This is a genomic window from Bacteroides celer (assembly GCF_002632415.2).
Taxonomy (GTDB): Bacteria; Bacteroidota; Bacteroidia; order Bacteroidales; family Bacteroidaceae; genus Bacteroides.
Genome location: NZ_CP178209.1, coordinates 5,218,519 through 5,233,914, shown reverse-complemented (window position 1 = coordinate 5,233,914; position 15,396 = coordinate 5,218,519). Strand labels below are relative to the sequence as shown.

At 41.0% G+C, this 15,396-nt stretch carries 14 protein-coding genes; 9 read left to right on the top strand and 5 right to left on the bottom strand.

The window, feature by feature from the left end:
• Positions 1-113: 113 nt before the first annotated feature.
• Positions 114-1,967, bottom strand: a complete 1,854-nt coding sequence (locus tag CJF29_RS21150; protein WP_074556715.1) for a glycoside hydrolase family 13 protein — start codon at positions 1,965-1,967, stop codon at positions 114-116.
• A 244-nt stretch (positions 1,968-2,211) separates the two neighbouring features.
• Between CJF29_RS21150 and CJF29_RS21145 the strand changes: the two genes are divergently transcribed.
• The gene (locus CJF29_RS21145) at positions 2,212-3,807 is read left to right on the top strand and encodes a DUF6377 domain-containing protein (protein ID WP_074556716.1); all 1,596 of its coding nucleotides are present in this window, start codon (positions 2,212-2,214) and stop codon (positions 3,805-3,807) included.
• Between the two features lie 162 nt (positions 3,808-3,969).
• On the top strand, positions 3,970-5,370 hold the full coding sequence (locus CJF29_RS21140) for an alkaline phosphatase (protein ID WP_074556717.1): 1,401 nt from the start codon (positions 3,970-3,972) through the stop codon (positions 5,368-5,370).
• 72 nt (positions 5,371-5,442) lie between these two features.
• Here the strand turns inward: CJF29_RS21140 and efp are convergent, their stop codons facing one another.
• On the bottom strand, positions 5,443-6,009 hold the full coding sequence (efp, locus tag CJF29_RS21135; RefSeq protein ID WP_004299761.1) for an elongation factor P: 567 nt from the start codon (positions 6,007-6,009) through the stop codon (positions 5,443-5,445).
• A 192-nt stretch (positions 6,010-6,201) separates the two neighbouring features.
• Between efp and rpmH the strand changes: the two genes are divergently transcribed.
• The 7 genes from rpmH (at position 6,202) to CJF29_RS21100 (ending at position 11,809) form a co-directional block, all read left to right on the top strand.
• Positions 6,202-6,360, top strand: coding sequence for a 50S ribosomal protein L34 (gene rpmH, locus CJF29_RS21130; protein ID WP_004299762.1), 159 nt, complete (start codon positions 6,202-6,204; stop codon positions 6,358-6,360).
• A gap of 370 nt (positions 6,361-6,730) precedes the next feature.
• The gene (locus tag CJF29_RS21125) at positions 6,731-7,384 is read left to right on the top strand and encodes a PASTA domain-containing protein (protein ID WP_008776429.1); all 654 of its coding nucleotides are present in this window, start codon (positions 6,731-6,733) and stop codon (positions 7,382-7,384) included.
• 26 nt (positions 7,385-7,410) lie between these two features.
• Positions 7,411-8,484, top strand: coding sequence for an RluA family pseudouridine synthase (locus CJF29_RS21120; RefSeq protein WP_004299766.1), 1,074 nt, complete (start codon positions 7,411-7,413; stop codon positions 8,482-8,484).
• Positions 8,481-9,455: a D-alanine--D-alanine ligase gene (locus CJF29_RS21115; RefSeq protein WP_004299767.1), complete on the top strand. Its 975-nt coding sequence runs from the start codon at positions 8,481-8,483 to the stop codon at positions 9,453-9,455. The genes CJF29_RS21120 and CJF29_RS21115 overlap by 4 nt, the downstream gene beginning before the upstream one ends.
• Before the next feature lie 100 nt (positions 9,456-9,555).
• Complete coding sequence (locus CJF29_RS21110; protein ID WP_004299768.1) at positions 9,556-10,704, top strand: 1-acyl-sn-glycerol-3-phosphate acyltransferase; 1,149 nt, start codon at positions 9,556-9,558, stop codon at positions 10,702-10,704.
• A complete protein-coding gene (locus tag CJF29_RS21105) occupies positions 10,701-11,402 on the top strand; it encodes a hypothetical protein (protein WP_074637320.1) in 702 nt (233 codons plus the stop codon). Before CJF29_RS21110 ends, CJF29_RS21105 begins: the two co-directional genes overlap by 4 nt.
• A 14-nt stretch (positions 11,403-11,416) precedes the next feature.
• The gene (locus tag CJF29_RS21100) at positions 11,417-11,809 is read left to right on the top strand and encodes a rhodanese-like domain-containing protein (protein WP_074637323.1); all 393 of its coding nucleotides are present in this window, start codon (positions 11,417-11,419) and stop codon (positions 11,807-11,809) included.
• A 33-nt stretch (positions 11,810-11,842) separates the two neighbouring features.
• On the opposite strand, the gene CJF29_RS21095 is transcribed toward CJF29_RS21100, so the two are convergent.
• The 3 genes from CJF29_RS21095 to CJF29_RS21085 form a co-directional block, all read right to left on the bottom strand.
• Positions 11,843-12,799, bottom strand: coding sequence for an acetylornithine carbamoyltransferase (locus CJF29_RS21095; protein WP_004324587.1), 957 nt, complete (start codon positions 12,797-12,799; stop codon positions 11,843-11,845).
• A 33-nt stretch (positions 12,800-12,832) separates the two neighbouring features.
• Positions 12,833-14,089 carry a glutamate-5-semialdehyde dehydrogenase gene (locus CJF29_RS21090; RefSeq protein WP_074637325.1) on the bottom strand — a complete coding sequence of 419 codons (1,257 nt, stop codon included), beginning with the start codon at positions 14,087-14,089 and terminating at the stop codon, positions 12,833-12,835.
• Positions 14,090-14,315: 226 nt separating this feature from the next.
• The gene (locus CJF29_RS21085; protein ID WP_074637327.1) at positions 14,316-15,362 is read right to left on the bottom strand and encodes a hypothetical protein; all 1,047 of its coding nucleotides are present in this window, start codon (positions 15,360-15,362) and stop codon (positions 14,316-14,318) included.
• Positions 15,363-15,396 lie beyond the last annotated feature (34 nt).

The following is a 15,396-nucleotide window of genomic DNA, read 5'->3' as shown; positions in this document are numbered from 1 at the left end:
CTTTTTTGCTTGATTAGAATAAAAATACAAGTTAGTATAAAGGCTAGTATCTTGTTTTATAATTGTTTATCTATCAGATTTCATTGGATAAATATAAGTCGTAGTGAACTAGCTTAGAAGGATAAAAGGTATATCCCACGGCTTGGAAGTGTTAATTCATTTCTTAATTCAATCTTTTTGTCTGTGAGCAAATCATGAGCAGACGAGGTGGGGAGTATTTCCTGATAAGGATGTAAGTCAATAGTCTGTTCCCGGTCGTTTCCATTCAGAAAGACAACGACTGATTGGTTACCGTATTTGCGTTCATAAACATAAATGCCTTTATTGGGTGCGAAATGTTTTAGTTTGCCTTTGGCGATGACTTCATTTCCTTTTCTCCATTGGAGCAGTTTTTGCATAAAAGAGAAGGCTTCATTTTGTTGCGGAGTACGGTTGGTTGCTTCAAAACAGTTTTTGGCGTCATTCTGCCAACCTCCCGGAAAGTCACATCGGAGTAATCCGTCTCCATTTGCTTTGTCGGCTGCCATCAGGATTTCAGTTCCATAATATATTTGTGGAATTCCACGGGTAGTCAGTAAGAATGTCAAGGCTTGTTTATATCGGTTCAGGTTCTTGGTATCTTCCTCCGAACGGTAGAAACGGGAAGTATCGTGATTATCGAGGAAGGTCAGCAGACTCATTGGATCGGCGTAGACAATATCCTGTGAGAGGTATTCGTAGAGTCTGAAAAGTCCTCCGTTCCATTCGGTGGTTTCTTCGTCGAAAGCTTTATTTATTTCTTCCATCAGTGGGAAATCCATGACAGTAGGAAGATAACTGTTTTTCGGATAAGCAAGTTTACTGTTTTTCTGCCAGTAGGAGATCAGTACATTGCTGCCCAGCCATGTCTCACCGACAATGTTGAATGAAGGATATTCATCATTGACCGCTTTGCACCAATGCGCCATCATTTCAAAGTCGGCGTAAGGATGTGTATCCTGGCGAATTCCGTTGATACCCGCATATTCTATCCACCAGATACTACTCTGTATCAGGTAAGTGGCTACGTGACGGTTTCGTTGGTTGAAGTCCGGCATAGTCAGTGTGAACCAACCGTCGATGGCCAGCTTTTTATCATAATCGGAAGTATAAGGGTCCATTTGGGTGGCAGTTTTGAAACTGGTCTGCATGTAGTTTCCCTCAAAGTTGAACCAATCTTTGGCAGGCATGTCTTTGAATAGATAATTGTTCGAACCGCAATGGTTGAAAATCATGTCCATGACTACCTTTAGCCCTTTAGTATTGGCTGCTTTTACGAGATTGCGAAACTCTTCATTGCTTCCGAGGCGACGGTCTACCTGGTAGTAATCGGTGATGGCATATCCATGATAAGAGCCTTCCTTCATGTCATTCTCTTGAATCGGGTTAAGCCATATACTCGTAACTCCGAGGTCTGCAATATAATCCAAATGTTTCTCTATTCCTTTTAAATCACCGCCATGACGGGCGAAAGGTTCGTTGCGGTCTATGTTTGCTTCCAACATTCCGGGAATTATATCATTGGAGGGATTGCCGTTGGCAAAGCGGTCCGGCATAATGAGATAAAGTACATCACTGGAGTTGAAGCCTTCTACTGCTGAAGCATTCTCTTTGCGCTGTCTAAGTTCATAGGGTATTTTAGTCTGTTTTTTACCTTGTTTCAGGAGAATGTCGAAGTTTTGGGGAACAGCTTTTGAAAGATCTAAATATAAGATCAGATAATTAGGATTTTCCTGTTTCACCACGTCCTGCAGGGTGATGTCATTAGAAGAAATACTTACCTCTGCGGATGATATGCCATCGCCGTATAGAAGTATTTGTAGTTCGGGATTCTTCATTCCTGCCCACCAAAAGGTAGGAGCCACTTTCTTTATATTGGTTGCGGCGAATGCTTGATGATAACCCGATAGAAGTAATAGTAAAATAGCAAATAACAAATTTCGTTTCATGGTAGCTAGATTTTTAACTGTTTGCTCGGAGAACCGATGATGCAAATGTAGGGGGATGCTGTGCACCTTTGTGAGATTAGAATGGAAATATAAACCTGTTATCTGACTATGTTGCTGATAATTAGTTGGATATTCTAATACCTTATGCCGAAAAATACAAGTGAAAATGAAAATAGTTATACCCATATTTTTCGTTTTCATTACTATATTTCTTATATTTGTAACATCTTTAAAAAGGAACCTTATGAAAAATCTAACCCTTTATATGCTATTTCTTCTTTTGCTCTTTCCTTTTTCGTTGTGTGCAATGCATACGGATAATGCGGCTGCTCTTAAAAAGCTGGATGAAGTTATAAGCAAGAAAGAGACTTTCCAGATTCGGAAAGAGAAAGAGATTAATAACTTGAAATTAGAACTTGCCCATTCTACTGATCCTGTTCGAAAATATGAATTATATGCCTCTCTTTTTGGTGCTTATTTGCATTATCAGGCAGACTCGTCCTTATATTATATTAACCGTGAGATGGAAATCCTTCCATTGTTGAACCGCCCGGAATTGGAGTATGAGATCATCATTAATCGTGCTACGGTAATGGGAGTAATGGGAATGTATATAGAAGCCATTGAACAGTTGGAGAGAATTGATTCTAAGAAATTGAATGAGTGGACTCGGTTATCTTATTATCAGACGTATCGTGCCTGCTACGGGTGGTTAGCAGATTATACGACCAATAAGAATGAAAAAGAGAAGTATTTGAAGAAAACCGATTTATATAGAGATTCCATTATTGCTGCGATGCCTCCAGAGGCAAACAAAACGATTGTTTTAGCCGAAAAATGCATAATGAACGGGAAAGCCGATGTCGCTGTGGATATGCTGAACAATGCTTTGAAAGAAATTCAGGATGAACGTCAGAAAGTATATATTTATTATACTCTTTCCGAAGCTTATAGTATGAAGAAAGATATCGAAAAAGAAGTTTACTATCTGATTCTGACTGCCATTGCGGATCTGGAAACTCCGGTGAGGGAATATGCCTCATTGCAAAAGCTCGCGCATCTGATGTATGAATCAGGAGATATTGACCGTGCGTACAAATACTTGAGTTGCTCGATGGAAGATGCTGTGGCATGTAATGCTCGTTTGCGGTTTATTGAGGTGACGGAGTTTTTCCCGATTATCGATAAGGCATATAAACTAAAGGAAGAAAAAGAGCGTGCTATTTCCCGTATGATGCTAATCAGTGTAAGTTTGTTATCTTTGTTTCTTCTGATTGCTATTTTCTATCTATATCGTTGGATGAAGAAGTTGTCTGTTATGCAGCGGAATCTTAGTCTGGCTAACAAACAAATGTCTGCGGTCAACGCGGAGCTGGAGCAAACCGGAAAAATAAAAGAAGTCTATATCGCCCGCTATCTGGACAGATGTGTTAACTATCTGGACAAACTGGAAACTTATCGTCGTTCGTTGGCAAAATTGGCAATGGCATCGCGTATCGAAGATTTGTTTAAAGCTATCAAGTCCGAACAGTTTATCCGGGATGAGCGGGATGAATTCTATAATGAGTTCGACAGGTCTTTTCTGAAACTTTTCCCGAACTTTATTTCAGCTTTCAATAATTTGCTGGTAGAAGAAGGAAGAGTGTATCCTAAATCCGATGAACTTCTGACAACGGAACTTCGTATTTTTGCCCTGATCCGTCTGGGGGTGGTAGACAGTAACAAGATTGCTCATTTTCTCGGATATTCTTTGGCCACTATTTATAATTATCGTAGCCGGATGCGTAATAAAGCTGCCGGAGACAAGGATCAGTTCGAGCAGAATGTAATGAACCTATAATGTTATTCATAGATAGCTATGTGTTATTGCTTCGTAATATGCGAGGCAATAATGCCTGTATATAAAGCAAATATCTACTTTTAGTGTCCAATAATCCACCGTATATCTCTCTTTTTTTCCTACCTTTGTAGACAACTAATCTAAAAATAAATATACTAGAGAATGAAAAAGTTAGTCTACACACTGTTCTTTGTCCTTATCTCCGTTGTAGCCAACGGGCAGGCAAAGTACGTATTCTATTTCATCGGAGATGGAATGGGAGTCAATCAAGTAAATGGTACGGAGATGTATCAGGCGGAAATTCAAAATGGTCGTATTGGAGTCGAGCCTTTGTTATTTACTCAATTTCCGGTTGCTACCGTAGCAACCACTTTTTCTGCTAAAAATTCAGTAACAGACTCTGCAGCTGCAGGTACTGCATTGGCAACAGGAAAGAAAACTTATAATGGCGCTATTTCTGTAGGAGAAGATAAAAATGCTATTCAGACTGTCGCAGAAAAAGCAAAGAAAGCAGGAAAAAAGGTGGGCGTAACGACTTCTGTCAGTGTGGATCATGCTACTCCTGCCGCATTTTATGCACATCAACCCGATCGTAATATGAATTATGAAATTGCTCTTGATTTGCCGAAAGCCAATTTCGATTTTTATGCAGGCGGTGGTTTCTTGAAACCTACCACCACTTATGACAAGAAAGAAGCTCCGAGCATTTTCCCTATTTTTGAAGAGGCAGGATATACAGTAGCACGTGGCTACAATGACTATAAGGCAAAAGCTGCAAAAGCAGAAAAGATGATCTTGATTCAGGAAGAAGGAGCCAATCCTTCTTGTCTGCCTTATGCTATTGACCGCAAAGAGAATGATTTGACATTGGCACAAATTACGGAAAGTGCTATTGACTTCCTTACTAAAGGCAATAATAAAGGCTTTTTCCTGATGGTAGAAGGAGGCAAGATAGACTGGGCATGCCACGCTAATGACGCTGCTACTGTGTTCAACGAAGTGAAAGACATGGATAATGCTATCAAAGTAGCTTATGAATTCTATAAGAAACATCCGAAAGAAACGCTGATTGTGATTACCGCAGACCATGAAACTGGTGGTATCGTGCTCGGTACGGGAAAATATGCGTTGAACCTGAAAGCATTGCAATATCAGAAAAATTCTACCGACGGACTCTCACAACGTATCAGTGAATTGAGAAAATCAAAAGGCAATAAAGTCACTTGGGAGGACATGAAAACATTCCTCGGCGAAGAAATGGGCTTCTGGAAACAATTCCCTATTTCTTGGGAACAGGAAAAAACGTTGCGTGATGAGTTTGAGAAATCATTCGTGAAAAATAAAGTTGTATTTGCTGAAAGTCTGTATTCTAAGAGCGAGCCGATGGCTGCACGTGCGAAAGAAGTGATGGATGAAATAGCTATGATAGGATGGGTAAGTGGCGGACACTCTGCCGGTTATGTTCCTGTATTTGCTATTGGCACAGGTTCTCAACTGTTTGGTGAGAAGATTGATAATACAGAAATTCCTAAAAGAATTGCGAAAGCTGCAGGATATAAATAATAGAACTGTATGAATATAAAAAATAGCCGGAAGTCCTTGGACTCCCGGCTATTTTTTATATGTTCTTGCAAATTATGCTTTCACACGTCCTACGTAAGAACCGTCACGAGTATCGATTTCGATTGTTTCACCCTCGCTGATGAACAAAGGAACACGTACTGTTGCACCTGATTCCACAGTTGCAGGTTTCAGTGTGTTAGTAGCTGTATCACCTTTCATGCCCGGTTCTGTGTACGTCACCTTCATCTGAACCTTGATCGGCATGTCTGCATAAAGTACAGTTTCAGTAGAAGCATCAGAAACAACTTCCAATACTGAACCTTCGAGCAGGAAGTCAACACCATTAATCAGATCGTGAGCGATAGGATGTTGATCGAATGTTTCCTGGTTCATAAAGATATAATCTTCTCCTTCTTTATACAAAAATTGGTATGGACGACGTTCTACACGTACATCTTCCAACTTTTCACCGATGTTGAAACGGCGTTCGAGAACGTATCCGCTAACTACATCTTTCAGTTTAGTACGCATAAAAGTGTTACCTTTACCTGGTTTTACATGCAGGAATTCTACACAGAAATAGAGCTTTCCGTCCATACGGATACAAGTTCCGTTTTTGATGTCTTGAGCATTAATCATACTGCTATTTTTCTTAATCTATTATTGTTATTTAATTGTTTTCGCAGGAATTCGACTGCAAAAGTAATCTAAATCGGTAAAAAACACAAAAACTTTTGAGCAAAAATGAGTTATCTCTTGGTTAATTTAAAAAAAGTGCCTATTTTTGCAGCCCGATTACGTAGAATAATAACATAAAAACAAGATACAGTAATGAAAAGAACATTTCAACCCTCTAACAGAAAGAGAAAGAACAAACACGGTTTCCGTGAGAGAATGGCATCGGCTAATGGTCGTAGAGTATTAGCTGCTCGTCGTGCGAAAGGCAGAAAGAAACTGACTGTTTCTGATGAGTACAACGGACAAAAGTGATAATCACTTGTCATCAGGAAACAAAAAAGGCGGAGAATTTAATCTTCGCCTTTTTTGTTTCTCTGTTTTTCAAGGGGATAGTATGTTAAAAAGCGGTATTGTTTGCTCTTATTTATGACTTTTTGCTTTTCTTTGTGAGATTAAATAAAACTCATAAACGAATATACGCGATGGTAGAGTATATCCGGGACTTGAAAACCCGTATCATTATAATAAGGTTGTTGAAATCTATAGGAGTGGGGATTATAGTTGCAGCAATTCTGGCGATGATAAGCGTCTTTGCATAATAGGTAGGGACATTTTTCATCGCCTACTTTTTAAAAGTTCAACTATTTTGTCGTATCTTTGGCGCATATTAACAGCAATGCGTATGACTATTAAAGAATTCTTTTCTTTTAAAACCAATAAATATTTCTGGGTGAATATTATCGCCATGATTGTGGTGATGGTAGTGATGATATTTGGTGTGTTGAAATGGCTTGATATACATACACATCATGGTGAAAGCGTGGTAGTTCCCGATGTGAAGGGAATGACAGTGGAAGAAGCTACGAAGATGTTTCGGAATCACGGTTTGGTATATGTGATTTCTGATACCAAATATGTCAAAGATAAAGCAGCGGGTATCATTCTTGAACTGAAACCGGGAGCCGGTGAAAAAGTGAAGGAAGGACGTACAGTATACCTGACAGTCAATACGCTGGATGTTCCTTTACGTGCCATTCCCGATGTGGCGGACAACAGCTCGCTTCGCCAGGCACAGGCCAAGTTACTGAATGCCGGTTTTAAACTGAATCAGATTCAATTGGTAAATGGTGAGAAAGACTGGGTGTACGGCGTGAAGTATCAGGGACGTCAGTTGGCTGCCGGAGAAAAGATTCCTTTGGGAGCTTCTTTGACATTGATGGTGGGAGACGGCTCCGGTGATATGTCGGAAGAAGAGGACTCGGTTGATGTTTCCGTGGATACGGAGAAACCGGTTACGTCGGAATCATCACCTGCTCAAGATGATAGTTGGTTTTAATAGATAAATAACAGAAACGGACTCGCATGATAGAGGAAGAACTTCCGGATGAACTGGAGAATGATTTGGATGATATAGAACCTGTCGGTGACGAATCCCAGCTTTACGAACACTTCCGCGTGGTTGTAGACAAGGGACAGGCGATGGTCAGAGTCGACAAATATCTGTTCGAACGTATTGTCAATGCTTCGCGCAACCGTATTCAGAAGGCTGCCGAAGACGGATTCGTTATGGCCAATGGCAAACCGGTGAAGAGTAGCTACAAAGTGAAACCGCTGGATGTCATTACGGTGATGATGGACCGTCCCCGTTATGAAAATGAAATTATTCCTGAAAATATTCCCCTTACTATCGTTTATGAAGACCCTTATCTGATGGTTGTGAATAAACCGGCGGGATTGGTCGTGCATCCGGGACACGGAAACTATCACGGCACGCTGGTCAATGCGCTGGCTTGGCACATGAAGGATATACCGGATTATGATGCCAATGACCCGCACGTGGGACTTGTTCATCGCATCGATAAAGATACTTCAGGCTTACTGGTGATTGCCAAGACACCGGATGCCAAAACAAATCTGGGAATTCAATTTTTTAATAAGACTACCAAACGCAAATATCGTGCTTTGGTGTGGGGTGTTATGGAACAGGATGAAGGAACGATTGTCGGTAATATTGCCCGTAATCCGAGAGACCGGATGCAAATGGCGGTGATGTCCGATCCGACAGTGGGCAAACATGCCGTTACACACTACCGCGTACTGGAAAGATTGGGATACGTAACCCTTGTGGAATGTATACTTGAGACAGGACGTACTCATCAGATTCGTGTCCACATGAAACATATCGGTCATGTGCTGTTCAATGACGAACGCTATGGCGGTCATGAGATACTGAAAGGAACCCATTTTAGTAAATACAAACAGTTTGTAAATAATTGCTTTGACACTTGTCCCCGACAGGCTTTGCATGCTATGACGTTGGGGTTTGTGCATCCCGTCACAGGTGAAGAGATGTATTTTACTTCCGAACTTCCGGATGACATGACCCGGCTTATCGAGAAGTGGAGAGGCTATATAAGTAATAGAGAATTAGAATGAAACGCAACATCGCTATCGTAGCAGGAGGAGATACCTCTGAAATCGTAGTTTCCCTGCGTAGCGCACAGGGTATTTATTCCTTTATTGATAAGGAAAAGTATAATTTGTATATCGTGGAGATGGAAGGCCGTCGCTGGGAAGTACAATTACCGGACGGAAACAAAGTGCCGGTGGATAGAAACGACTTTAGTTTTACGAACGGAACGGAGAAGGTTGTGTTCGACTTTGCTTATATCACCATCCACGGTACGCCGGGTGAGGATGGCAGGCTGCAAGGCTATTTTGATATGATGCGTATTCCGTATTCCTGTTGTGGAGTGTTGGCGGCTGCCATTACTTATGACAAGTTTACCTGCAATCAATATCTGAAAGCTTTTGGAGTGCGCATTGCCGAATCATTGTTGTTGCGCCAGGGACAATCGGTTTCTGACGAGGAAGTAGTGGAAAAGATTGGCCTGCCTTGTTTTATCAAGCCTAGTCTGGGAGGTTCGAGTTTCGGAGTTACGAAAGTGAAGACAAAAGAACAAATACAACCGGCCATTGTTAAAGCTTTCGGAGAAGCGGAAGAGGTGATTGTTGAAGCGTTTATGGACGGAACGGAACTGACTTGCGGCTGTTATAAGACAAAAGAGAAGTCGGTCATCTTTCCACCTACGGAAGTAGTGACGCACAATGAGTTCTTTGATTATGATGCTAAATATAATGGACAGGTAGATGAAATCACTCCTGCGCGTATCTCGGATGAATTGACCAAACGCGTACAGATGCTGACTTCAGCTATCTATGATATATTAGGTTGTTCCGGCATTATCCGTGTAGATTACATTATAACTGCCGGTGAAAAACTGAATCTTCTCGAAGTAAACACTACTCCGGGAATGACTACTACCAGTTTTATTCCCCAGCAAGTGCGTGCAGCCGGACTGGATATAAAGGATGTGATGACTGATATTATTGAAAACAAGTTTTAAGTATTAAGTATCAAGTATAAAGTATTAACCATGCGGTTTGTACGCAGTCTAATACTTTATACTTATTACTTAATACTTGAGCACATAATACTTGAGACTTATGGATCTGACAGAGTTTAATGAAATTCGTCCTTACAATGATGAGGAACTTCCTCAAATCTTTGAGGAGCTGATTGCCGATCCGGCTTTTCAGAAAGCTGCTACCGGTGCTATACCGAACGTTCCATTTGAACTTCTGGCGCAAAAAATGCGTGCCTGTAAGACTAAGCTTGATTTTCAGGAGGCATTTTGTTATGGCATTTTGTGGAAGATAGCGGCAGATCATACCGCCGGGCTGACACTGGATCATACCGCCATACCGGATAAAAGCAAAGCTTATACGTATATATCGAATCATAGAGATATTATTCTTGATTCGGGCTTTCTCTCTATTTTGTTGATTGACCAGGGAATGGATACGGTAGAAATTGCGATTGGCGACAATTTGCTTATTTATCCCTGGATTAAGAAACTGGTGCGTGTCAATAAATCATTTATTGTACAGCGGGCGTTGACCATGCGGCAAATGTTGGAATCTTCAGCGCGTATGTCCCGTTATATGCATTACACCATTTCAGAGAAGAATCAGTCTATTTGGATTGCGCAGCGTGAAGGACGTGCAAAAGATTCGAATGACCGTACACAAGACAGTGTATTGAAAATGTTGGCAATGGGAGGTGAAGGCGATTTGATAGACCGCCTGATGGAAATGAATATTGCTCCGCTTGCTATTTCATACGAATATGATCCGTGTGATTTTCTGAAAGCGCAAGAGTTTCAGCTGAAGAGAGACATCGAAGGATATAAAAAGACGACACAGGACGATTTGATTAATATGCAGACAGGTCTTTTCGGATATAAAGGCAGGGTACATTTTCAGGTTGCTCCTTGTTTGAATGATGACTTGCAAGGCTTGGACCGTTCGTTGCCGAAACCGGATTTGTTTGCCCGTATTTCTGCCTGTCTTGATCGCCGCATCCATCGTAATTACCGGATATATCCGGGAAATTATGTGGCGTATGATTGGCTGAATGGCACAACGGAATTCGTGTCCAATTACACGGAAGAAGAGAAACAGCAGTTTATGAACTATATTGAACAACAATTGGCAAAGATCAAGATTCCGAATAAGGATGAAGACTTTTTGCGTGAGAAGTTGTTATTAATGTATTCCAATCCGTTAGTTAATTATTTAGCAGCTTGCCGATGAAAAGAAGAAAATTACATGTTGTTTGGTTGTGGGGATTGCTTTTCCTGATGACTGCCTGTGGAGATGATGACTATTATTATCCTTCGGTGAAACTGGAATTTGTGACTGTAGAGGCCGGAGAAGACGGTCGCATACAAACGCTTATTCCTGATAAGGGAGAAGTCTTGACTGTTTCGGAAGACCGTACGGGTTCTACTATCTCTCCAAACACTTCCAGACGTGTAATGAGTAACTATGAGGTGCTTTCCGGTGAGAACACTGCTACTATATATTCTTTGCAATCGCTCATAACGCCGGTACCTAAACCGGAAGATGATCCGGTTTACAAGGACGGTATAAAGCTAGATCCGGTAGAGATGGTCAGTATCTGGCTTGGAAGGGATTATCTGAATATGATTTTGAATCTCAAGGTCAGTACGGGCAAGGGACATGTTTTCGGTATAGTGGAAGATGTGTCCGAACTTAAAACAAATGGCATTGTGAATATGTTGTTATACCATGATGCGAACAGTGATGGAGAATACTATAATCGGCGTGCTTACATTTCTGTTCCTTTGGCGCAATATATAGATGAAGAGAATCCGGGTCGGGCGATAAAGGTAAAGTTTAAATATTATACGTACGATAAGGATGGTTCTCCGATAGAATCTGATAAGTACTGTGATCCTGGGTTTGACTATACTCCGGGACAGAATTGAATAATGGAGTGTATATGTTTAAATTGAATCAATTAATCGTGGGAATATTTTTATTTCTCTCTTCCCTTTTCTCTTGTCAGCAGAAAGGGGATTTTCAATCAATGAATGTAGAGGAGTTTGATTCTCTTATTCAGAATGAGGATATACAACGTCTGGATGTTCGCACGCTTGCGGAATATTCGGAGGGGCATATCACGAAGACGATCAACATCAATGTGATGGATGACTCTTTTGCTTCAATGGCTGATTCTTTGTTGCAAAAAGACAAATCGGTGGCTGTATATTGCCGCAGTGGAAAACGAAGCAAGAAGGCTGCGGCCATTTTGAGCGAGAAGGGATATAAAGTCTTTGAGCTTGATAAGGGATTTAATTCCTGGGAGGAAGCAGGTAAAGAAATAGAAAAATAAAGTGCTGATTTATCAGCACTTTATTTTTTGGGGTTATTTTAGTCCTTCCAATAATCTTTTCAGAACGACAGTTGCCGAGATTTCACGGTTGGCAGCTTCCGGAATCACAATAGATTGCGGACTTTCAATGACATCGTCTGTCACAATCATATTTCTACGAACCGGAAGACAATGCATGAAATAAGCATTGTTGGTAACTGCCATTTGGCGGTCGCTGACAGTCCAATCACGATCTTTGCTTAATATCTGTCCATAGTTGTCGCCAGAATAAGCAGCCCAGTTCTTGGCATATATGAAGTCGGCTCCTTCGAAAGCCTTCATCTGGTCATATTCTACTTTTGCATTACCTACAAATTGCGGATCAAGCTCATAACCTTCAGGATGAGTGATGACAAATTCGTAATCCGTTGCATTCATCCATTCGGCAAAGGAATTAGGAACAGCCTGTGGCAATGGACGTGGATGCGGAGCCCAGGTCATAACTACTTTGGGACGTGCTGTTTTCTTGTATTCCTCGATGGTAATCAGGTCGGCAAAGCTCTGCAATGGGTGGCGTGTTGCCGCTTCCATCGAAAAGACAGGACGTCCGGAGTATTGGATGAATTGATTGATAATAGTTTCCTGATAGTCAAAGTCACGGTCTTCAAAACGGGCAAAAGAGCGTACTCCAATGATATCACAATAGCATCCCATAACCGGAATGGCTTCTAATATATGTTCCGGTTTATCACCATCCATAATTACGCCACGTTCAGTTTCCAATTTCCATGCACCTTGATTGATATCCAGTACCATTACATTCATTCCCAAATTGATGGCAGCTTTCTGTGTGCTGAGGCGGGTACGTAAACTAGAGTTGAAGAAGATCATCATTAAAGTCTTGTTTCGTCCCAGTTCTACATATTTGAAGCGCTCTTTTTTGATTTCGAATGCTTCTGCAAGGGCTGATTTTAAATCGCCAATGTCCTGTACACAAGTAAATTTCTTCATATCATTTATTTTTTAATTCTTAATTCTCAATTTTCAATTTCTTCTCGTTTGTCCATCTCCTTCAATGACCCATTTGTAAGAAGTGATTTCCTCCAGTCCCATCGGACCGCGTGCGTGTAGCTTTTGCGTGCTGATTCCGATTTCGGCTCCTAATCCGAATTGTGCCCCGTCAGTGAAAGCGGTAGACACATTGGTGTATACGCAAGCTGCGTCCACGATTCTGGTGAATAAAGCTGCACGTTCCCCGTTCTCGGTAACAATACACTCGCTATGTTTAGAACTGTTTTCCTGAATATGTCCTAAGGCATCTTCGAAGCTCTTTACAGTCTTGACAGCCATTTTATAATCCAGAAACTCCGTGCCGAAGCTTTCTGCTTTTGCATGTTCCAAGAGCTCGGCAGGATAGCGGCCTTCCAATGCCTGGTAAGCTTGCGGATCAGCATAAATAATGACATGGCTGTCTTTTAGTTTCTCGCAAAGCAGAGGGAGGTCGGCCAGTCTCTTCTCATGTATAATGGTGCAGTCCAATGCATTACATACGCTAACTCTACGTGTCTTAGCATTATGAATAATGTTTGCTCCCTTGTTTGTATCCCCAAATTCATCGAAGTAAGTGTGACAGATACCTGCCCCTGTTTCAATGACAGGAATCCTTGCATTCTCGCGTACGAAATGAATAAGACTGCTGCTGCCTCTGGGGATAATCAAGTCTACGTAGCCCACAGCATTCAGTAACGCTGCCGTAGCCTCTCTATCAGCCGGAAGTAATTCTACAATGTGCGGATTGATTTTGAACTTCTTCAATACTTTGTGAATCACACAGATGATGGCCCGGTTGGAACAATCGGCGTCACTTCCTCCTTTCAATATGCAGGCATTTCCGCTCTTCAGACAAAGGGAGAAAACATCAAAGCTAACATTAGGGCGCGCTTCATAAATGATTCCTATGACTCCGAAAGGAACGCTGACTTTCGTCAGCTTCATTCCATTGGGACGAACACTCTCTTTCAACACTTTACCCAAAGGAGAGGGGAGTGTTGCTACATTGCGTGTATCTGCGGCAATACCTTTCAAACGTTCTTCCGTCAGTTTCAACCGATCGTACTTCGGATCATTTTTGTCCATCCGTGCGAGGTCTTTTTCGTTCTCTGAAAGAATGAAAGGTGTTTCTGCAATTGCTGCGTCAGCTACTGCATTTAAAATCTGATTGATGACATCATCATTCAGCAGGGCTAATTCCCGACTTGCTACTTGTACAGCGGCAAAGGTCTCGTTTAAATTTGTAGTCATTTGCTCCTTTTTTGCATTAAATGGAAAGATAAACTATGCAAATATAGTGAATGATGTGAATAAAACTTGTTGAAAATAGAAATAAATGTCCCTCTTTACTTATTCACTGGGTTTTTTACAAGCTTAATACTAAAAAAATACGAGACTCAATTCTGAATCTCGTATTTTTCATTTATGTACTATATTGGTATAGTGCTTGTTATTCGAACTCCTATTTGGCATTATCTCATTGCCATGGAATGTCTTGTTCAATATCTTCTCCCATTTCTCCTGATTCGACTTCAATTCCTATGTCACTAGGTGTTCCTATATGTTCGATATTGGTTAGTGCGATAGAATGGGTATAGTTTCTCTTGAATGTGATACTGCTACTGATGATTGTCTTTTCTTCTGCTCCTGGAGTCTCTTCCCAAAATACTTCCACTTTTACATTCTCTGTTAAATGTTGATTATCACCAGTAGGTATATTGGCAGTGAGATTTCTCATGCTGACCATTTTTAATTCAGATTCAACAGTCTTATGAATATCTGCATTAGCATTCAAATAGATGCTTGGTGCGTCTTCAAGTTTTATTCTAAGACATCCTTTCTCTAAACCTGTTTGTTTGAATTTTACTCCGAAAAAACGGCGATAGAGCATGATGTGATTTTGCATACCATCTGTTACTTCCACTTTATCGTTTAATCCATGATAACGTTCGATGAACGGACGGTTGCAGGCGTCTTGTGATCCGTTCCTCGTTTGTATTCTCGGGTTTTCAATATTGTATAAGAATTTGATTCCATCTGCTTGTTCGGCAGTCAGGAATTTGTTCAGGCATTCCCCTTTGATCTTTCCGCTACGTTCCAAATCGAAAGGGGCTCCGAAGAAGCCTTTTTCGTCTTTTATGATTGAGTCCTTTGCATTTGCAATCATAGAGCAAGAGATGCGATAAGTGTATCCATCAATAACTTTTATTTTTAGGTTATTGGGATCTTTCGCCTTGTCTAACTGGAAAATACCATAAGCGTATGGTTTTGAAGATGGATTCTGTCCCTCTTTGGGTGTCATGGTAATGGCGATTCCCACTAATGTTTCACTTTCATTAATTTTGGTTGGAGTTGTAGCGCGTGCCATGGGCAGTTCGGTTGAGAGATAGTCTCCATCCAGTTGTAAGTTAAGTTCGGAATACGTAGTAGGAGGTGCCTGATACAGATCTTTCTCCTTAATACATGATTGTAGAGTAAAAGCTGTGAATAGACAGCCTGCGATCATAAGATGTTTGATTTTCATATGAATCTTTTTTAGTAGTTGTTGAGTATGATAA